This window comes from Cupriavidus sp. YAF13 (assembly GCF_052113425.1).
Taxonomy (GTDB): domain Bacteria; phylum Pseudomonadota; class Gammaproteobacteria; order Burkholderiales; family Burkholderiaceae; genus Cupriavidus.
This window is the reverse complement of the sequence record NZ_JBFRDD010000008.1, coordinates 97,555-117,112: the sequence shown is the minus strand read 5'-3', so window position 1 is coordinate 117,112 and position 19,558 is coordinate 97,555. Positions and strand designations below refer to the sequence as shown.

Sequence of the window (19,558 nt, the reverse complement as noted above, 5' to 3'; positions counted from 1 at the left end):
CGAGGGGCAATGCCTTACTAAGCAACGGTTTGAGCGATGCGAAAGTCTTTCATGGTCCGGATCGGGCTGAAGTCCTTTTCAAGCATTCATGGCTGTTAGTACATTCGAGCACGAATGACCGCTTCTGGAAGTTCCGACGGGCCGTTGTGGGGCGGGAAGAGCCGTCCGCTACCGTGGCGGCCAACGGCGGCTTATCGGCCTTTGCGGACGGTCGCGCCTCGGTTCAGCTCGCAATCGAATGACTGATTTTCAGCTCCATGAGCCAACTGCAGCTCTCGGCCAGCTACGGTCGTAGCCCATTGCGCCCAATAGCGGCCATTGCTTGGTACTTATCGAGTGGCTGCGGTCGTCACGCGGGCGCGCTTGCACCCGTGTCGGTCGTTCGAGCAGGGAGCAATTGACCCTCCATCTTCCCTTGCGTACATTCTCTATTTGTCGTTAGTGGCCGCTTCGCTCACTCTCAATAGGAGGAGTTTCATGAAACACTTCCACATCGTCACCACCGTTCTGCGATTAGTGCTTCCGGGACTCACGCTGCAATCGGGCGTTGCGTTGGGCCAAGTGCCACTGGACCAGCAACTAACCGGCGCATGGACGTATGTCTCGGTCGACACCGTCCGCCCGGATGGCAGCCGCACGCCAATGTACGGACCTAATCCCCACGGTCTTGTGATCTTTGACGGTCATGGCCACTACGCGCTGGTGAACTCGCGCGGCGACTTGCCCAAGTACGTATCCAAGGATCGAATGGCGGGCAGTGCGGAGGAATATCGCGCCGTGGTGCAAGGTTCGATCGCGCACTTTGGCACATACGTAGTAAACGAAGCAGACAAAACCATCACCTTTCGCATAGAGACGAGCACATTCCCGAACTGGAATGGGGTTGAGCAGCGCAGGCCGTTTGTCCTCTCGGGAGATGAGCTCAGGTGGACCACTCCTGCAGCCTCCGGAGGCGGCTCGGGAGAGGTCGTGCTAAAGCGAGCCAAATGAATTTGGCGCACACAGGCCGGGTGCTTGCCGCCGCCCCCCTCGGGATGGCCGACTCCAGCGGAACGGACCCGCTTCGCGATCTCGATCCGTACCTGAAAGCCAAGTGACTGGTCGGGAAAGCTAGGTACCAAGTTGACGTAACCTGGCGTTCGACCGAGCGCCCGGCTAACAACTACTTCCAACGTCCGGTTTCCGTAGGGCTCAATGACGGCAGTGGGTCGGGAAGAGCCGACCAACGAGCGACTGGGGAATGTGGTGTTACAGACGGCTTCGGCCGCTGGCCGGTTTTTCCCCGCGGACATTCTCCGCCGACACTGACATGAGCATGGCTTCGACGCCTGCGGGGCAGACCATGGTCGCCCGAATTGTGCGACGCATCGTGCGGGAGGTGTGATGGATGATACCGCGGACGTCATCGTGGTCGGGTCCGGAGGGTTGGGGGCGGCCACGGCCTACTTTCTCGCCAAACGCGGAGCAGGGCGCATCGCACTACTGGATCGTCACGATATTGGCTCGCAGACTTCGCCGCGCGCGGCAGGCATGGTGAGCACGCTGCGAAAGAGCGATCTGATGATCGGCCTGATTCGGCAGGCAGCGGCCAAAATCCGTAGCTTCACCGAAGACACCGGCCAGCCGCTCGACTGGGTGCACTCAGGTAGCCTCAAGGTGGCGCGTCGGCCGGAGGACGGTGAAGTCCTGGAGGATGACCTCGTCCGTGGCAAGCGTTACGGCCTGGACGTCGCACTCATTGCGCCCGAGGACGCAAAGGGGCTTAACCGTTCCTGCAGGTCCGGGACGTCGTGGCGATACTGCGCATCGGTGATGACCTGTACTTCAACCCGGCGCAACTGGCGGTAGGATTCGCCCGCGCGGCCCAAAGCTGTGGGGTGGAACTGCTGCCAAATATGACGGCCAACCGTGTACTGATCGAGGCGGGCCGCGTGACCGGTGGCGAGACCCCGCGAGGAGTGATCCATGCGCCTGTCGTCGTCGACGCCGCGGGTGCCTGGACGCGGCAGGTTGCGGAGGCCAGTGGCATCCGGGTTCCGCTCGTGCCAACCGCGCAGCAACCGTTCGTGACCGAACCCTTGTCTGGCGCGTTGGCGACGTTGCCAATGGTACGCATCATGGATGCCGCGGTTTATATGCGACCCTGTGATGGCGGGTTTCTATGGGGCGTGTATGAAGAGGATCCCAAGCTCTTCGACATGACGGATCTTAGCGAGGACTTTGACGTCAAGGACCTGCCACTCGATGCCGGGGTTCTGTGGCAGTATGCACGCGACGTACAGGCGCAGCTCCCGATTCTTCTTAAGGCACCGGTTCGAAAGCATCGTGGCGGGCTGCCGACGATGACTGCCGACGGACAACACATCGTGGGGCCGGCGCCGCATGTTCGGGGTTTCTACTTCGCCAGCGGGTGCAATGTCGCAGGCCTTTCCATCTCGCCAGCACTAGGCGACGTCTTGGCGTCGTGGATACTCGACTGCGCGCCGCCGATTGATCTCACACCTCTTACAATCAGCCGGTTTGGCGAGGGCCCCTGGCCGGAAGATGAACTCAGGAAGCAAGCTGCCTGGCAATACAGGCATTTCTATGGCGCCAGGTAGGGCTGTGGGCCTGGAATATGTCCATCGGCCCCTCCTCATCGACGATCACGTGGATCAGTTCTAGGCAAGAATGGCCAAAGCCTGGGTAGCTCGTTGCCGGGATTGCGGTCCCAGCATCCGCTTCTGGGCCGTCACAACCGTCTGCCATGACACGACGGAATGATCCAAAAGAATCGGTAACAGACCGGCTAGAGACTGGCGGAGGTCGCTTGCCGGCCATCTTCGGCTATCCAGCAAATCGAAAAATTCCGCGCCCGAACGACAGGTAACTAGTTGGGAACCGGCCACTCGACGAGTAAGTCGTCAGCACACATTCAGCGTCAAAGGAAGCGGCCATTGTGGAACGACCGCGTCCGGATGCCGATGGGCGGTAAGGTCGCTATGCGACCCATGCATTCCGTGGTCATGCAGTATTGTTGCCGTATAAGGGCATGTTCGAATCTAACGTTTGTGGTGGTGGGGGAGGGTCGCTGTGTTTGAAGAGCCCCACAAAGGCGAACCACCCGCCGCGCACCTCTGCCATGGTGCTGCCATCCAATTCTTCAACACAGGACAGATCCTTGATTACGAGAGTAGTCATTGCGGTTCTCCTTGAGGGTGGCTGTGAGCATTGACGGGCTCACTAGAGCCTTCGCATATCGTGTGCCAGCAGGGCTCAAACGACCTGACTCGGTACCTAACTCGCGGAACAATAAGAGCATTGTCGAAACTCTACTCGCCATTTAGTGTCTGGACGCGGCCAACCTGTCTGCTGTGGGCCAACAGGTTGGAGGCGGGCTGTTCACAGGGGCACAACACTCGCCAGGCGTGTCTCCCCATACATCAAATGTGCGAGCCGACACCCTGATTAGCGCACGGGATGCTGAGTATCAGGCGCCAGCGGAAGCTTGCTGGAAGCGTCTTCCTAGCTCTTTAACCGCTTTCGGGAGACGGTTGTACCCACTGTGGTCCCGGAGGTCCAGATCCACACCTTACTTCGAACAGATTGGCACACGCGAGAACATCCGCGTTCTTGCTGAACGTGATCCCCAAGCGGCACGCACTGTCGCTGCCGTGGTCGCCGACAGAGCAGCTATGCCAATGGATCATGTCTCGGAGGCTGCTCTAGCAAACCAAAAGCAAGAACGACGGCCAGTTAACTCCAGCGCTATAAACGTAAGCAAAGGGGTGGATCCGGCCATCGCCACCGTTGGGTCGGATGGCGCTTTCGCGGCTGACTCGGCCCTTCGGCGCTGCGCGATCGAATGGCTCAGAAGGGTCGAGAGCGGCAGTTCGGCGTTCTTCAAAGCGGACACTCCTGATGAACTCAGAAGGCCAACCGCCCGCCGGCGGCTTTAGCCGAGGGAGAGACGGCCGCTGCCCTGGGCTCGGATGACCGCTCGTTGCCGCATACCGGCCGTTCGGCAGGCCGAGGCAGGACGCTTATTTGCTGTATCGGCCCAACACCCCAAATTCTGGCAAACGTGTTTCGCGCTCGTCGGCCGGTTGGGGGTTGCCCCCCCAACCTAAGCGCGAGAAGAGACATCAGTTCACCACTCCGTTGAGGCTGCTCTTGAAGCGTGCGGCTACTGCATCGGCGCCACGCGAGAGAATCATCATATCCACGGCCACGGCGACAAACATTGCGCCGAGCGCCAAGCACTCGTGCGCGCGGTTCTCGTCTACCATCAGAATCCCTGGCGCCTTGCCACAGGCCTTGATGCGCCGGATTGCGTTATCGATTGCGGCGCGCACGGCAGGGTGCGTCGGATTGCCAGGGTAGCCCAGGCTGGCGGCCAGGTCGGCCGGCCCGATGAATACGCCATCCACGCCTTCGACGCTGGCAATCGCTTCCAGGTTCTCCAGGGCTTCGCCGGTTTCGACCTGCACGAGCAGACACAACTCGTCATTGCACCGCTGCATATAGTCTGTGGTGCGGCCGAAGCGTGTCGCGCGTACCGTAGCGCCGCCCACGCCGCGAACGCCGAAAGGCGGGTATCGCAGTGCGGCTACCGCGGCGATGGCCTCGGCTTCGGTCTGGACATAGGGCAGCAGCAGCGTCTGGGCGCCGATATCCAGGAATCGCTTGATAAGGACCTTGTCATTCCACGCGGGCCGGACCACCGCCGATGTCATGCGATCCGGGTCGGCGGCAACTGCTTGAAGCTGCTGGAGAACCATGGAGACTTCGTTAGGCGCATGTTCGGTGTCGAGCATGATCCAATCGAAGCCGGCGCCTGCCATGATTTCCGCGGTGTAGTGGCTGGCTAGCGCGGACCAGATACCGATCTGCGGCCGGCGCTCGAGCAAGCCTCGCTTGAAACGATTGACAGCGACAGCCATGTCTTTGCTCCTTGTTTCTATTCTCTCGACGTCCGGGGGTCAACCGAAATGGCAGGAGACGGTCCCGAAGTCGCCATAGTCTGCAATCACGGTGTCGCCTTTCGCCACGTCCAACGGGCGAATGAACGAACCGGCCAGAATAACCTCTCCTGCCTGCAGGGTGACACCGTACCGATGCAGCCGATTGGCAAGCCATACCACGCCATAGGCGGGATGGTTAAGTACGCCGGCCGCCAGGCCGGTCTCCTCGACCTCGCCATTCTTGCTGACGATGGCCCCGATGCGGCGAAGGTCGGTATCCACTAATCTGGGACGGAAAGGCCGCCCTCCTAGTACTAGCGCAGCATTGGCGGCGTTGTCCGATATCGTGTCGAGCACGGTGCGTGTGCGTCCGCTACCCGGGTCGATCCGCTGGATTCGTGCATCCAGGACCTCCAGCGCCGGCGTGATATAGGCCGTGGCGTCCAGGACGTCGAACAACGTGCACTCTGGTCCGGATAGTGGCTTGTCGAGAACGAAGGCCAGCTCCGCCTCGATTCGGAGTTGCATGAAGCGATCGGTTGGAATGGTTGTGCCATCGCGATAGAACATATCGTCAAGGAGCACGCCGAAATCTGGCTCGCCGATATTCACTGCACGCTGCATGGCCTTGGAAGTCAGGCCTATCTTGTGGCCCTTGATGGTACGGCCATTCTCCTGCTTGAGCGCAATCCAGGCGTGCTGGATCGCATAGGCATCGTCAATCCGCATTTCCGGATAGTCAAGCGAGAACTGCCGACACGGAGTGCGTGTCCTCTCGGCCTGCTCCAGGCGCAGCGCGGCTTCCTTCAATTGATCCGGGGTCATGCTTAGGCTTCCTCCGCGCGAACGGTATTTGACAGGATGCCCACACCCTGTACCTCGACCTCCACGACATCACCTGGCGTCAAGAAGCGCGGAGGGTCGAAGCGGATACCTGCACCAATTGGCGTACCGGTGGCGATCACGTCGCCGGGATTGAGCGTGGCGAACTGCGACAGATATGACACCAGGYAGTCGAATGGAAACATCAGATTCGCCGTACTGTCGTCTTGGCGAACCTCGCCGTTGACGCGCGTCGTGACTCGAACATCGTTGTAGCTCTCGAACTCGTCTGATGTGACCAGCCAAGGGCCGATTGCCCCGGAGGCGTCGAAATTCTTCCCCTGCGTGACGTTGAATTTTCCGTGATGAAGCCAGTCGCGAATGGTGCCTTCGTTGATGCAGGTCAGCCCTGCGATATGGACGGCGGCCTGCTCCCTCGCAATGCGGCGACCCTGGCGGCCGATAACTATGCCAATCTCGCCTTCATAGTCGAGCTGTAGCGACTCGGGCGGACGCAACAATGCCTGACCATGGCCGACAAGGGAGGCGGGCGTACGCATGAACACGCTCGGGTATTTTGGCAGTTGACTGTTGTCCTTGTATTCCGCATTGCGATGCGCATAGTTCACGCCGATACAGAAGATCTTCTCTGGCGCGGCAATCGGAGGGAGAAGCTGCGCGGTGGACAGCGAATGGTCCGCCTCTGCACCAGTCAGGGCCGCGCGGGCACGGGCCAGCGCGGATTCGCCGCCCTCCAGCAAGGCTTTTACAGAGGCGATGTCAGGCAGGCGCCGACCGAGATCGACGATGCCCGAGGGGACGTCGTTGCCGATGGCCACGCCCCAAGAGACGGTTTTGCCGGAGCGATAGGTTACGAGTTTCATGCGTTGAATCCGAAGAAGTTCGCCGGGTTGTCGACCAGGATTTTTTTCAATACGGACGGGTCGGGCGCAAATCGGTAAAGAAGCTCGAGCAATGCACCCTCGTTCGGTGGTTGCTTGACCGAGACCGGATGGGGCCAGTCGCTGCCCCAGACGCAACGGTCCGGCGCAGCGTCAATCAGGCGCTGCGCAAGCGGCACCACATCGTCCCACGGCGCACCGGCCAAAGAGATCTTTTCGCTCAGGGACAGCATGACCCAATAGTTTCCGCGCTTGAGCAGCTCAAGCATCTTTGCGAGGCTGGGATCGGCATCGCCTTTGCTTGGATCAGCGCGGCCCATGTGGTCCAGCAGGATCGGCGCGTCAAGCTTCTCGAACGCACTGAGCTGCGCGGCGATGCCACTGGGCTCAGGCTGCAACTTGACATACCAGCCCAACTCTTTGATCCGCGCAAACGCCCGGTCCTGCTCGGCCTGAGTGAGACTGATGCCAAGGCCGGCGCGCGTGAATCGCGCGCCGCGCACACCTGCCTCGTGCAGCTTGGCGAGGTAGGCATCATCGCACTCGGTAAGCACAGCGGCATTGGCACAGGCGAGATAGTTGCGCGGTCCGTCGCCAGCGTTGAGATGCGCGAGCGCATCCAGGACTACGGCGTGATCGGCGCCATAGGTGGTGGCCTGCACGATCACGCCGCGGGTGATCCCAAGTGTGCGATGCAGGCGTTGCGCCACTTCCCAGGTAGCGGTTGGCATCTCATAGGCTGCGCCGGGCCGCACCGGAAACCGGTCGCGCGGTCCAAACACGTGGAACTGACTGTCACAACTGAACGTTGGCGGCAGCGGTACCGGGGCGCGCGGATTACGGTCGAACGGCAAGTATTCTGGCATGGTGGCTGACCCGGAACGACCGGGATTCCTTGGCTAGTGGAAGTAGGAAGGCGAAAGGCCTGGCGCCGCGAACGGCTGGCGGCTCACGCGATATAGGCGGTGAAGTCGCACTCCACCAGCTTGCCCATGTCGAGGTCTGCTTGCATGGTATGGCGCGCTGGTCGCGATCCGGGATTAGGGAACATGTCGAGCCACGGCGTGTTGAGGGCGGGCCGCTGGCTACGATCCCTCATCCAGACCGTGATCTTGACGATGTCGTCCGTCGTTCCACCGGCGGCCTCAACAATGCGTTTCACATTGGCCAGCATGTAGATGCACTGTGCTTCAATCGTGGACGCTGGCTTCCCGGTTGCAGGATCGTTGCCCTGGATGCTGCCGCTCATTAGCAGAGGGCCGATGCGACAGCCCGCCGGAATGGGGTTCTTGTGGCTGAAACCTTCGACGTAGACGCTAGTGCGACAGGGCGGAGCACTCCGCTCGAGCGCTGCAGCCACGCTCACTCGGCCGTGATGTTGGCCTGCTTGATCAGCGGTGTCCATCGGTTGTCCTCCTTGGTCAGGAATTGAGTGAATTGCTCAGGCGTACTGCCCCGCGCTTCAGCGCCAAGGGTCTGAAACTTGGCCTGTACAGACTTGTCGGCAAGAACTCTCTGCAGTGCCTCGGAAAGACGCCGCACAATCTCCTTCGGCGTGCCCGCAGGCGCGAGAACGCCGGTGAAGGTTTCGGCGGTGAGGTCCGGGAAGCCGGACTCCTGCAATGTGGGCACATTGGGCAATTGCGGCAGGCGTTTGGCCGAACCGACTGCCAGGGCACGCGTGCGGCCTTGCTGAATGAAGGGCAACGCCACGGACAGTTGATCGAAGTTGAACTGAACCTGACCGCCGAGCAAGTCGGTGGTGGCAGGGGCGTTACCTTTGTAGTGAACAGTGACCCAGTGCGCGCCTGTCTTGTTCTGCAGATACTCGCTCACCAAGTGGTTCTGCGTACCGGGGCCGGGCGAAGCCATGGTGAGCGTGTTGCCAGGCTTCTTCGCCGCCTCGATGAGATCGGTCACCGTCTTGTATTGCGTGGAGGCATTGACCTGCAGCACGATCGGCGTGAATGACACCGAACTGACGGGCTCGAAGTCCTTTCTCCAGTTGTAGCTGTCCTTCTTGAAGATGATCGGCGAGAACAGGATGGGCCCATTGGCGCCCATGAATAGCGTGTACCCGTCGGACTTCGCCCTTACCACCGCTTCTGCACCGATCATCCCGCCGGCACCCGGCTTGTTATCGACCAGAAAGGGCTGTTTGAATATCGTCTGCAATTGCTCCCCGATGATGCGCGCGGCGGAGTCGACGTTGCCGCCCGGTGGGTAGGGCACCACCAGGCGCACCGGCTTGTCGGGCCACGTCTGCGCCAATGCCGGGGATGTCATAGACATTAGGGCCGCTGCAAGTACAGCGCTGCTGGCACCCAAAGCACAGTTCCATTTCATAGCGAAAGTCTCCTTGCGTCGTCTCATGCGCTGGCAGCGAAAGCATCCGGCGGGCGACACAGTCACTCTACAAACCGACGTCCATATGTTGCAACGCAATATGCGCGTTATGTTCCATAATGTGGACTCATCGGCAAAAGGCAGGCGGCCGGTAGTCTCGGACCCGTGCACAATTTTCTTCATCGCAACTCATTCCTTCGCATGCCATGCAGATCTTCGCTGACAGCCTTTCGCCTGAAGCCACATATCGCCTCCTTAGCGGAGTAGTGGTGCCTCGCCCAATCGCTTGGATCACGACGCTCTCGCCCGAAGGGGTGGTGAATCTCGCGCCGTTTTCCTGCTTTACCTTCGTGTCGAACAAGCCTGCGCTGATTGGCGTGAACATCGGGCGCAAGGCCGGCGTGCGGAAGGACACGGGCAGCAACATCCATGAACTCGGCGAGTTCGTGATCAATATTGGCGATGCCTCGCATCTGGAAGCTATCCACCTCAGCAGCATCGAGCACCCGCCGCAAGTGAGCGAAGTGGAGGAACTCGGCCTGGCGACGCTGCCATCAACCAAGATTCGCACGCCGCGGCTGGCAGATGTCCCGGTCAGCATGGAATGCAAGCTGGAACGCGTGATCGCGTTCGGAGACACCGGCGCGGAATTCATCGTTGGGGAGGTGCTGACCTACCATCTTCGCGACGGCTTGTATCGCGACGGCAAGGTGGACACACGGGAACTCAATCCCGTCTGCCGCATTGGCGGGCCCAATTACGCCAGTCTGGGCGAGATCTTCACGCTGCGCGGGGTGGCGCAGACGGCAAAATCCGTGCTGAAGCCAGGCGCGTGAAAAAGGCCGCGAACTATACCAGCGGGGAGACGCCGGCCCCGATGTCCGAGGACACTGCCGCCCTGGCGGACCAAGGCCACAAGGGTGCGGACGGCGCCCAGAGCATCCGCCGCGCGCTGGCCGTCCTGCGGATCGTCGCGACGGGGCAAGAGCGCGGGGTAAGACTGGTCGACGTGGTGAGGAGCACGGGGTTGAGCCGCCCGACCGTACATCGCATCCTCCGCGTTCTGGTCGAGGAAGGTGCGGTCGAGCAAGATGCTGGCACCCGCCGGTACCTGATCGGCAACGAAGTGACACTGCTGGGTCTCGCACGGGCGGCGCGCTTTCCGCTTCGCGCCGTTGCCGAACCTTACATGCAATACTTGAGCGAGACATTGGGCGATACGACATTCCTGACCGTTGCCAACGGAGACGACTCGGTTTGCATCGGACGCTGGCCAGGCAGCTACCCCGTCAAGGTGCTGTCTATTGACGTCGGTGCGCGCCGGCCGCTAGGCGTCGGCGTGAGTGGATTGGTGCTGCTCGCTGCTTTGCCGGACGATGAGCTCGAGCGGATAGTCCGGCGCAATGCACAGCGTCTCGCATCGCTACGGATCGATACAAGAGAACTGGTGTCGCGTGCGCACGAGGTCCGCCGGCGAGGCTATGCCTACGCACCGGTTGGCGTAGTCCCAGGGTCGCGTGCGGTGGCTGTACCCGTCTACGATGCAGCAGGCATGGTTGTAGCAGGGATGGCGCTTGCCACCATCACGGACCGTCTGCCAGATTCCCGCCTGACTTCGATAATCAAGGAGATGGAGAGGCAGGCAGATCTGATACGGAAGCGAATTGTTGAGATGCAACGCTCGAGAGAGTGAGCGGCAACCCCGCCATGCGGTTTAGTCCACTGGCCGGGTACAGTCGCTGGCCACGTTTGAACTGGGGCGCTGTCGAGCCTTAGGAACCCATCTGACTGTTGATAAAGGCTCGGATTTGTCCGGCGGGGGAATGGTGCCGCAGTACATTCATCTAGCATTTTTTTGTCACGCAGGACAAGCTCCAAGACGATCTCAAAGTGGCTCGATGCGGCGTGTTCCAAGGTGGCCAATAGATTCGACTGATGAGGTCTCAGCGCTTTATCCATCTCTTGCTGAGACCGCATATCGCGCTGGCGTGGCATCTCGACGAAAACGTCGAGGCCGATCCCATGATGCCGCGCACATGCCGCGCGGAGATTGAGGCGCTTAACGCACTTTCAAGGCCGCGAACCCATCGGGCGGTTCCGCTTTCGTCCCGATGCGACAAGCCTCGGCGGCGAGCGTAGTTCGCACTAGACTGAAGAACGCAGAACTGGCATCCGGATGATCCGAACAATGCGCAAGCTCGAAGGCGTGGCCGGCTTCGTCGCCGTAGTGGAAGCTGGCGCGATCAGCGGGGCCGCGCGCCGCGTCCATCTGTCCAAATCCGTCGTCAGCGAGCGCTTGGCCGATCTGGAAAAAATTTCTTTGGGAGCGACCCTGCTGAGACGCACGACACGACGGCTGGCGCCTAGCCGGAATGGCGCACCGCCTCCAGATCCGGAGTCCATCGACATCGTCCACGCTGAAGTCCGATGCGTGCCTGCGCGATTAGGCACGTTTGTCGAGTGCGTCCGCACCGCCATCGGCAGCCCAGCGTACCAGGACGAGTGGGCCGGCCCTCACGACCCCGCCGAAGTCGCCTAGATCGCCGGTGACCCGCATGGCGCCTGACGCTCGCTACTCTGTCCGCCTGTTCGGCGAGTTCCATCTCGACGGCGCCGACGCGCCGATGCCTGACGCGAATTCTCCCCGCTTGCAGGCGCTGCTTGCCTATCTGATTTTGCATCGGGACGTGCCGCAGTCGCGCCAGCAACTCGCCTTCCTGTTCTGGCCCGATTCCACGCAAGCGCAGGCACGCAACGCATTGCGTCAGCTCCTGTTTCATCTACGCAAGTCATGGCCGCACGCAGCCAGTTTCGTCCACGCCGACGCGCAAATGGTGCGATGGTTGCCCGATTCCGCGTTCGATCTCGATATCGCGCAGTTTCAGTCGGCCCTGGCCACCGCGGCGCGGGCCGCAAGCAACAACGACGCGGCCACCGAGGAAGGGCTCCTGACGCATGCAGTGGAACTGTATCGGGGCGACCTGCTAGCCAGTTGTTACGATGAATGGATCGCCCCGCAGCGCGATCAGTTGCGCGAAGCGTGCATCGCGGCGCTCGTGCGGCTCAGCCAGTTGAGCGAGGACAGACGCGACTATGCAAAGGCGTTGAAACACTCGCAGCAGTTGCAGCGGCTCGACCCATTGCGCGAGCCCACCTATATGGCGTTGATGCGCCTGCATGCCCTGAATCACGATCATGCATCCGCGCTGCGCACCTATCGCAACTGCGTTGAAACGTTCACGCGCGAGCTGGGCATCGTGCCGAGTGACGCCTTGCGCGAGGCCTATGCGCGCCTTGCTGCCCAGGCTGCGCCAACACAGCGTCGACGCCCACGGGACCCAATGATCGGACGCCACGAGGAATGGCGGCGGCTTCTCGAAGTGTGGCAGCGTAGTCAGCTTGGCGACAAGCAGTTCGCCCTGATCTCGGGCGAGGCGGGCATCGGCAAGTCGCGCCTGGCGGAGGAATTGCTCGTGCACCTTTCCGGGCAAGGCTTCACCACGACGCACTCGCGGGCGTACGCGGCCGAGGGGAAGGTCGCGTTTGCGCCGGTCACCGGTTGGCTGCGCAGCCCGGCCTTGCACGAAGCGATGGGCGGACTCGACAGACTGTGGCTGACCGAAGTCGCGCGCCTGTTGCCAGAGCTGCTGACGCAACAACCTGGCCTGCCTCCACCTTCGCCACTCACCGAGTACTGGCAGCGCCAGCGGTTCTTCGAAGCGCTGGCGCGCGCCGTGCTGGCGAGAGACGGGCCGCTGCTGCTGCTGCTCGACGATTTGCAATGGTGCGATGCGGAGACGCTGGAATGGCTACGCTTCCTGATGCGCTTCGACGTGAGCGCGAAGCTCCTCGTGGTCGCCACGGCGCGGCATGAAGACATCACGCCCTTGCACGCCGTGAGCCGGCTGCTTGACGCCTTGCGGCGCGACGACCAGCTCACCGAGATGTTGCTGGGCGCGCTGGATGCCGCCGAAACTGCGAAGATCGCGGCGCAGATCATCAATCGGCCGCTGGCCGATGCGGAGGCAACCCGGCTATTCGAGGAAAGCGAAGGCAATCCCCTGTTCACGGTCGAGATGATGCGCGCCCGGTCCGACACCGCGACGGGCGGCGGCACGCCGCTCGGCACGGTCCCGAAGTTGCCCCGCAAGGTGTACACGGTGATCTCGAGCCGTCTTGCGCAACTGTCGCCTGCCGCGCGCAATATCGTCGGCGTCGCGGCGATCATCGGGCGAGCATTCACCGCCGATGTGCTGGCCCAGGCGAGCGACGTGCGCGAGGACGCCCTCACGAATGCGCTGGACGAACTCTGGCAACGAGGCATCGTGCGCCAGCCAGACGGCGGGGGCGTTGCCTTTGACTTCAGCCACGACAAGATCCGGGACGTGGCGTACGCCGAGGTCAGTCCGCTGCAACGCCGCCGCCTGCATGAACGCGTGGCACGCGCACTTGAACAGGCGCCAGACAATGATCTCGACGCTGCCAGCGCGCAGATTGCCGCGCACTACGAACAGGCGGGCCTGCCAACCGATTCAGCCGCGTTCTATCGGCGCGCGGCCGGCGTTGCGCAGAGCGTGTACGCCTATGACGATGCCATCGCCCTGTTGCGGCGCGGGCTGGCGCAAGCCGATCAGATCGTCGATCCGCAAGTGCGCGCCCGGCAGTCGCTGGCATTGCAACTCGACCTTGCGCCGCCGATTCGCATTTCCCGTGGGTGGGCGGCACCGGAGCTCGACACGCCACTGCGGCGCGCCGTGGAGCTCAGCAGACAGACGGGCGACTTCGGTCAGCAGGCGCGCGCCCAGGTCAGCCTTGCCTTCTTTCTCGTCGTCAGTGCGGAGTTTGCCCAGGCGCGGAGCCTGAGCGAGGAACTCATCGCGGGATTGGGCACGTCCGGGTCGGGTACCTACGCGTCGATGGCATGGACCAACATCATGGGAAGCCTGGTCCAGCAGGGTGACTGGGCGGCGGCGGAGCCAGCGTATCAACACGCGATCGGCGCTTATGACGAAACCCAGCACGCCGAGCATGTGTCGTTGATGGGCGGAAACTTCGGCGTGCTGGCCTCGGCGTGGTCGGCCCATGCATTCTGGTTCATGGGGCTCGCCGATCAGGCCCTCCGGCGTGGACGCGAAGCGCTGGAGATGGCAAACCGGCTGGCACACCCGTTCTCCCAGGCGCTGGCGCTGTCTTATCTTGCAACGCAGCATGCCCTGCGCCGGCAGCACGGCCTGACGCTTCACTACGCCCGACAGGCACGTTCGATCGCCGATCAGTACCACGTCGGCTACTACCTTGCCTGGGCTGACGTGCTGCTCGCCTGGGCCAATGCAAGGCAGTCGCCCGGGGCCGGCGCCGTGGCGGCAATGCGAGCGGCGATCGAGGGCTTTCATGGCACCGGCGCGCGCCTGCGGCTGCCGCTGTATCTCGGCATGCTGGCGGAATGCCTGGGTGACGTGGGCGAGACCGAAGCCGCGCTTGCGGCGCTGGATCAGGCGCTCCACCATGCGGAGCACACTGGCGAGCACTGGCTGGACGCGGAGCTCTATCGCCTGCGCGGCGAGCTTCTGCTGCAACGCAGCGCCAACCTGGCCGAAGCCGAATCGTCGCTGATCAAGGCGATCGAGATCGCTGCCGCCCAACGGGCTCGCCCTCTCGAGCTGCGCGCCGCGCTGTCGCTGGCGGCGTTGCGCGAGCCACGGGAGGGCATCGGCGCGCGCCGGGTGGTCGAGCCGCCGCTCGCCCGATTCGCCGAGGGCTTCGACCAGCCCGACATCGTCCGGGCGCGCGCATTACTGGCGCGTTAGTCATGGTTTGGCCGCGCCGGGCCAGCCGCGTCGGAGATTGGCGCATATAACGGCGCGCCTAACGCCTTTCAAACGCCGAGGTTGATAAAACTCCTGCATACCAACCGGACAGGAGGCAACCATGGAAGGTGCTCTGAGTGAAAGCGTCGCCACCGCGCTGAAGCCGCATTTTCGGGGGCAATTGATTCAGCCTGGCGATGCGGCCTATGACCAGGCACGCGCGGTGTACAACGGCATGATTGACAAGCGCCCGGCATTGATCGCGCGCTGCACGGATGTCGCCGACGTCATTGCGGGGGTGAACGCCGCGCGAGACAGCGGTATGCTGCTGGCCGTACGTGGCGGTGCGCACAATGGCGCGGGGCTCGGCACATGTGACGGCGGATTGGTGGTCGACCTGTCGCCGATGAAAGGCGTGTTTGTCGATCCGAAGCGCAGCACCATCCGGGCTGGTGGTGGCTGCACCTGGGGCGATGTGGACCACGCCGCCAGCGCCTATGGACTGGCGACGCCGAGCGGTTTCATCTCGACCACGGGCGTGGGTGGGCTGACGCTTGGCGGGGGCRTTGGCTACCTTAGCCGCGCCTACGGCCTGACGATCGATAACCTGCTCAGCGCCGAGGTCGTTCTGGCCGACGGGCGACTGGTCAATGCCAGCAGCGACGAGAACGCGGAGCTGTTCTGGGCGCTGCGCGGCGGTGGCGGCAACTTCGGCGTGGTCACCTCATTCGAGTTCAAGGCCCATCCTGTCGGCACGGTCTACGGCGGCCCGATGCTGTGGCCGGTGGACCAGGCGCGCGAGTTGATGACGTGGTGGCGCGATTTCATCCTGACTGCACCGCAAGACATCAATGGCTGGTTCGGCTTTGTGACGGTGCCGCCCGGGCCGCCGTTCCCCGAGTCTGTCCACCTGCAGAAGATGTGCGCCGTGGTGTGGTGCTACACCGGCCCACTCGATCAGGCCGAGGCGCGCTTCAAGCCGATTCGCGACGCCATGCCGCCAGCGGTGGACTTTGTCGGCTCCGTTCCTTGGCCGGCCTTGCAGAGCCTGTTCGACGCGCTGTATCCGCCTGGCCTGCAGTGGTACTGGAAAGCCGACTTCGTGAGCGACCTAAGCGACAAGGCCATCGACCTGCACATCAAGTATGGGCACCAGTTACCGTCCATGCACTCGACCATGCACCTGTATCCCATCAACGGCGCGGCGCATCGCGCGGGCCCCAATGACACCGCGTTCAGCTATCGCGATGCGAGCTTCGCCAGCGTGATTGTCGGCGTCGATCCCGACCCGGCCAACAACGACCGCATCGTGCAGTGGGCCAAGGACTACTGGCTGGCGCTGCATCCGCACTCGGCTGGCGGCGGCTACATCAACATGATGATGGACGAAGGCAACGACAACGTGAAAGCTGCCTATCGCGACAACTATGCGCGACTGGCGGAGATCAAGCGCAAGTACGACCCTGCAAACCTGTTCCGCGTGAATCAGAACATCAGGCCCGCCTGAGGGGAGCCGACGGTTGCGACTGCTGAAATCATCGTGGGAGTCGCCGCCCTGATTCCCGGCGACTCCCACGCCCCTTGCCTGCCGGAATCGCGAGGAGAAGTTCATGAGCAAGCTGGTTTGCGCCGGGCTCGCAGCCCTGGTGCTTTTCACTGCCTGCACTGACGCCGGGAGGAGCGTGGACTGTGCCGGCGGCATATCGATGGGTGGGTTGGGTGCAAGGGAAGCGCTGGATGAAATGGCTGGCGCAGCTTTTCCGATGAACGGCGGGCAGTTTTCGCTCTATCTGTTCCGATAGGCCTGGCCCTGCGGGAGACCTATAAAGAAGGCGTGCCGACCACCGGTTACGCCTCGATGAATCCCGATTGTCCCGCCATCCTCAACGCCTCCTTGTTGACGGCACGGCCGTCGCGAAGGATCAGCACTTCGAGCACGGCACGCTCGCGCGGGGCCAGCGCCAACGGTGATCCGTCGAGGATGAAAGTGCGGCTGAGGCCATCATAGCCGAGGGGGCCGCAGCGCAACTGCTGGTTTACGTGGCCGTGGCTACAATACCTGATCTCCCGTGGAATGGCCGAGGTTTTGGCCGAGTTGCGGCGCGACGGCCGCAATGCTCTGGAACTGAAAGGCCATGGCCGCGCGAGCGGCAAACAGGACGGCAAGCATGGTCCAGCGGCTGTGCACCTGATTCCCCACAATGCCAATACCATGTGCTAGGCGGAGGGTCTGATGTTCTGATTCAGGCGAAAGAAGTTGGCCGGGTCGTACGTGGCTTTGAGCGCGGCGAGGCGCGCGTAGTTTTCACCATAGGCGGCGCGCACGCGGTCCTCGCCCTCGTCACCGAGGTTGTTCGCATAGACGCCTCCAGTCGAAAAGGGCTTGACGGCGCTCCACACGTCGCGCGCCCAGCGGGTGGCCTCAGCCTCCTCGGCCGGATCATCCCAGATCGAGATTGGGAAGCAGTCGTAACGCGCATCGCGATTCGCATAAGCCGTTGCCGACGCGGGAACGCGGGCAATGGCGCCGCCGACGTGCTGGAACACCAGCAGCGAAGAAACCGAGGGCGCAAGCGCATAGGTCTCGAGAAGGGTGTCGATGGCGGCGTCGGTGAGCGTGTGCAGATACTGCGCCTTCCAGTAATAGCGGCGTCCGCGCGGAAAGAGGCTGTCGCCRCCGGACTGGATCTGAAGGTAGGGAATCGGGGCCAGCTTGCTCTCGACCGGGTCGCCGTGCTCCAGGAGTGGACGGATGATACGCTCGCCGACCTCGTTCGCGCCGCAGTAGCAGGCCGAAATGTTGAAGAAGCGCTCGCCCGAGGGGGCCGTCACGAGGGCGGCGTCCACACTGAGCTCGTCCGGGGCCCGGGCGCAGAAATCATCGTAGAACCGCATCGCATCGCGCGCGCCGTCGTAGGGGTGGCGTACCGAACCCACCAGCAGTGCCGGCCCGACCGGGTGGAGTTGGTATTCGAAGGCGGTGACGATGCCGAAGTTGCCGCCGCCTCCGCGCAATCCCCAGAACAGGTCCCTATTCGCGACGGCGCTGGCTTTCACAAGCCTGCCATCCGCCAGCACGACATCGGCGGCCAGAAGGTTGTCACAGGCCAGGCCGTGTTTGCGCCCGAGCTTGCCAAACCCGCCGCCCAAGGTCAGTCCGGCAATGCCCGTGTCGCTATTGATGCCCATCGTGGTGGCCAGTCCATGGGCGTGTGTGGCAGCATCGAACTCGCCCAGGCTCAGGCCGGCTTCGGCACGAACCACGCGCCGCGCCGGGTCGACGGCGATGTGCTTCATGCGAGACAGATCGATCACAATCCCATCGTCGCAAACCGACAAGCCAGCCACATTGTGTCCGCCGCTGCGGACCGCGACGAGGTGGTTGCCCGATCGGGCGAACGTCACTGCTTCGATGACATCGGCCGTGCTGGCGCAGTACACGACCATGGCCGGCCGCTTGTCCACCGCGCCGTTCCAGACCTTGCGCGCATCCTCGTAGCCTGGATCGTCGGGGAGGACCACATCTCCGTCAAGTTTGCGCCGCAGTGCGTTGAGAGCTGATGCCGGCCGACTGGCCCCGAGGCTGTTGATTGATGGTCCAGTGCCCATGCTTATCCCCATTTATTCGGTTTGATCGGGGTCAATTCCATCCGACCGGGACCATGCTGTCACGCGCTCTTTCGCATGGCAAAATCAAAGAACTCAGCTCCAGGTGAGGAAAACTCATCTACGCCCATGAGAAAGCTGCCCCCTCTGCGATCGCTGCAGGCCTTTGAGGCTGCCGCTAGGCTTGGCAGTTTCAAGGCGGCGGCCGCGGAACTCCATGTGACGCCCACGGCCATCAGCCATCAGATCCGGCTGCTGGAAGAGACGTGTGGGCAACGCCTGTTCCAGCGCCACCCGCGGCCTCTGGTGCTGACGGGCGCGGGTGCGAGGCTGTATCCGGCGTTGCGCGATGGCTTCGATGCCCTCGTGGGCGCGGTGGCGGGGATGGCCGAATCCAGCGCGCCGATTCCGCTGCGCGTCACGAGCCCCAATGCGTTCGCGAGCCGATGGCTGGTCCCGCGTCTGCCGCAGTGGCGGGAGCGATACCCCGACATCGCGCTTGAGATCATCGGAACTGACGCGATCTTGGACCTTCGATCGGGTGACGCCGATGTGGCGATCCGCTATGCCCGGACCATGCCAACAGGATTCGTTGTGCGGGAGATCTGTCGGGACACGTTTTTCCCGATCTGCAGCCCGGCGCTATTGGTTAAGGATGGACATGCCATCGAGCGCGCGTCGGATTTGCTGCGCTTCCCCCTTATCCACTTCGACTGGATGACCCGGGATCCGCACGCCCCCACATGGCTGCAATGGCTTGCGACTGCGGGCCTGATCGATCCGAGCTTGAAGGTGGCCGACAAAATGTGGGCGCTCAGTTTCCGGGAGGAACTGCACGCCATCGACGCCGTGGTCGCGGGGCAGGGGGTCGCGATCTGCAGCGACGTTGTGGTGGGCCATGAGCTGAGATCCGGGGCACTGGTCAAGGCGCATCCCCTGTCGCTGCCAGGCTATGGCTTTTACCTGGTCGCCATGGCCCAGAACTTGCGGCAAGCGGACATTGAGGCTTTTGCAGCTTGGATGGGGGCAATGGACTGAGCGGAGCCTGCACTGCTACGAGCATTTCTGCAGCGCGTCGACGCGATGCTCGAGGAACTGGATGTGCGGGGATCCCGTGGGGGATAGTCACGAA

The 19,558-nt window shown here is 62.7% G+C and carries 18 protein-coding genes and 1 pseudogene; 10 read left to right on the top strand and 9 right to left on the bottom strand.

The features are described 5' to 3' along the window. Window positions 1-477 precede the first annotated feature (477 nt). The 3 genes from AB4061_RS09485 to AB4061_RS09475 all read left to right on the top strand — a co-directional run bounded on the left by AB4061_RS09485 (window position 478) and on the right by AB4061_RS09475 (window position 2,600). Complete coding sequence (locus AB4061_RS09485; protein ID WP_441633066.1) at window positions 478-990, top strand: lipocalin-like domain-containing protein; 513 nt, start codon at window positions 478-480, stop codon at window positions 988-990. 393 nt (window positions 991-1,383) lie between these two features. Next, window positions 1,384-1,848 (top strand): NAD(P)/FAD-dependent oxidoreductase, encoded by a 465-nt coding sequence (locus AB4061_RS09480; RefSeq protein WP_441633064.1) that lies wholly within the window; start codon window positions 1,384-1,386, stop codon window positions 1,846-1,848. After that, entirely contained in the window at window positions 1,791-2,600 is an 810-nt protein-coding gene (locus AB4061_RS09475; RefSeq protein ID WP_441633062.1) for an NAD(P)/FAD-dependent oxidoreductase, read from the top strand. Before AB4061_RS09480 ends, AB4061_RS09475 begins: the two co-directional genes overlap by 58 nt. A gap of 403 nt (window positions 2,601-3,003) precedes the next feature. Here the strand turns inward: AB4061_RS09475 and AB4061_RS09470 are convergent, their stop codons facing one another. The 7 genes from AB4061_RS09470 to AB4061_RS09440 form a co-directional block, all read right to left on the bottom strand. Then, the gene (locus tag AB4061_RS09470) at window positions 3,004-3,180 is read right to left on the bottom strand and encodes a hypothetical protein (RefSeq protein ID WP_193752543.1); all 177 of its coding nucleotides are present in this window, start codon (window positions 3,178-3,180) and stop codon (window positions 3,004-3,006) included. Window positions 3,181-4,124: 944 nt separating this feature from the next. Then, window positions 4,125-4,922, bottom strand: a complete 798-nt coding sequence (locus tag AB4061_RS09465; RefSeq protein WP_441633059.1) for an aldolase/citrate lyase family protein — start codon at window positions 4,920-4,922, stop codon at window positions 4,125-4,127. 39 nt (window positions 4,923-4,961) lie between these two features. Beyond that, window positions 4,962-5,768 carry a 2-oxo-hept-4-ene-1,7-dioate hydratase gene (gene hpaH, locus AB4061_RS09460; protein WP_441633057.1) on the bottom strand — a complete coding sequence of 269 codons (807 nt, stop codon included), beginning with the start codon at window positions 5,766-5,768 and terminating at the stop codon, window positions 4,962-4,964. Between the two features lie 2 nt (window positions 5,769-5,770). After that, window positions 5,771-6,649, bottom strand: a complete 879-nt coding sequence (locus AB4061_RS09455) for a fumarylacetoacetate hydrolase family protein (RefSeq protein WP_441633055.1) — start codon at window positions 6,647-6,649, stop codon at window positions 5,771-5,773. After that, complete coding sequence (locus AB4061_RS09450; protein ID WP_441633053.1) at window positions 6,646-7,533, bottom strand: amidohydrolase family protein; 888 nt, start codon at window positions 7,531-7,533, stop codon at window positions 6,646-6,648. The genes AB4061_RS09455 and AB4061_RS09450 overlap by 4 nt, the downstream gene beginning before the upstream one ends. A gap of 83 nt (window positions 7,534-7,616) precedes the next feature. Beyond that, on the bottom strand, window positions 7,617-8,072 hold the full coding sequence (locus tag AB4061_RS09445) for a RidA family protein (protein WP_441633051.1): 456 nt from the start codon (window positions 8,070-8,072) through the stop codon (window positions 7,617-7,619). Continuing rightward, window positions 8,030-9,013: a Bug family tripartite tricarboxylate transporter substrate binding protein gene (locus AB4061_RS09440; RefSeq protein WP_441633049.1), complete on the bottom strand. Its 984-nt coding sequence runs from the start codon at window positions 9,011-9,013 to the stop codon at window positions 8,030-8,032. Before AB4061_RS09440 ends, AB4061_RS09445 begins: the two co-directional genes overlap by 43 nt. A gap of 206 nt (window positions 9,014-9,219) precedes the next feature. Between AB4061_RS09440 and AB4061_RS09435 the strand changes: the two genes are divergently transcribed. From AB4061_RS09435 to AB4061_RS09410, 6 genes are all read left to right on the top strand, one after another. Beyond that, window positions 9,220-9,849, top strand: a complete 630-nt coding sequence (locus tag AB4061_RS09435) for a flavin reductase family protein (RefSeq protein WP_441633047.1) — start codon at window positions 9,220-9,222, stop codon at window positions 9,847-9,849. A 41-nt stretch (window positions 9,850-9,890) separates the two neighbouring features. Beyond that, a complete protein-coding gene (locus tag AB4061_RS09430; RefSeq protein WP_441633188.1) occupies window positions 9,891-10,706 on the top strand; it encodes an IclR family transcriptional regulator in 816 nt (271 codons plus the stop codon). 495 nt (window positions 10,707-11,201) lie between these two features. Next, the gene (locus tag AB4061_RS09425; protein ID WP_441633045.1) at window positions 11,202-11,552 is read left to right on the top strand and encodes a helix-turn-helix domain-containing protein; all 351 of its coding nucleotides are present in this window, start codon (window positions 11,202-11,204) and stop codon (window positions 11,550-11,552) included. Between the two features lie 16 nt (window positions 11,553-11,568). Continuing rightward, entirely contained in the window at window positions 11,569-14,820 is a 3,252-nt protein-coding gene (locus tag AB4061_RS09420; protein WP_441633043.1) for an ATP-binding protein, read from the top strand. Window positions 14,821-14,941: 121 nt separating this feature from the next. Then, window positions 14,942-16,327 (top strand): FAD-binding oxidoreductase, encoded by a 1,386-nt coding sequence (locus tag AB4061_RS09415; RefSeq protein WP_441633041.1) that lies wholly within the window; start codon window positions 14,942-14,944, stop codon window positions 16,325-16,327. 103 nt (window positions 16,328-16,430) lie between these two features. Next, window positions 16,431-16,622 (top strand): hypothetical protein, encoded by a 192-nt coding sequence (locus tag AB4061_RS09410; RefSeq protein WP_441633039.1) that lies wholly within the window; start codon window positions 16,431-16,433, stop codon window positions 16,620-16,622. Window positions 16,623-16,704: 82 nt separating this feature from the next. Here the strand turns inward: AB4061_RS09410 and AB4061_RS09405 are convergent. Both AB4061_RS09405 and AB4061_RS09400 read right to left on the bottom strand, forming a co-directional pair. Continuing rightward, window positions 16,705-16,872 (bottom strand): annotated as a pseudogene (locus AB4061_RS09405) (DNA-binding response regulator); the annotation flags it as partial. Between the two features lie 165 nt (window positions 16,873-17,037). Next, a complete protein-coding gene (locus AB4061_RS09400) occupies window positions 17,038-18,342 on the bottom strand; it encodes an FAD-binding oxidoreductase (RefSeq protein ID WP_441633037.1) in 1,305 nt (434 codons plus the stop codon). 213 nt (window positions 18,343-18,555) lie between these two features. Here AB4061_RS09400 and AB4061_RS09395 point away from each other — a divergent pair, with 213 nt between their 5' ends. Continuing rightward, window positions 18,556-19,464, top strand: a complete 909-nt coding sequence (locus tag AB4061_RS09395; RefSeq protein WP_441633035.1) for a LysR substrate-binding domain-containing protein — start codon at window positions 18,556-18,558, stop codon at window positions 19,462-19,464. Window positions 19,465-19,558: the final 94 nt, after the last annotated feature.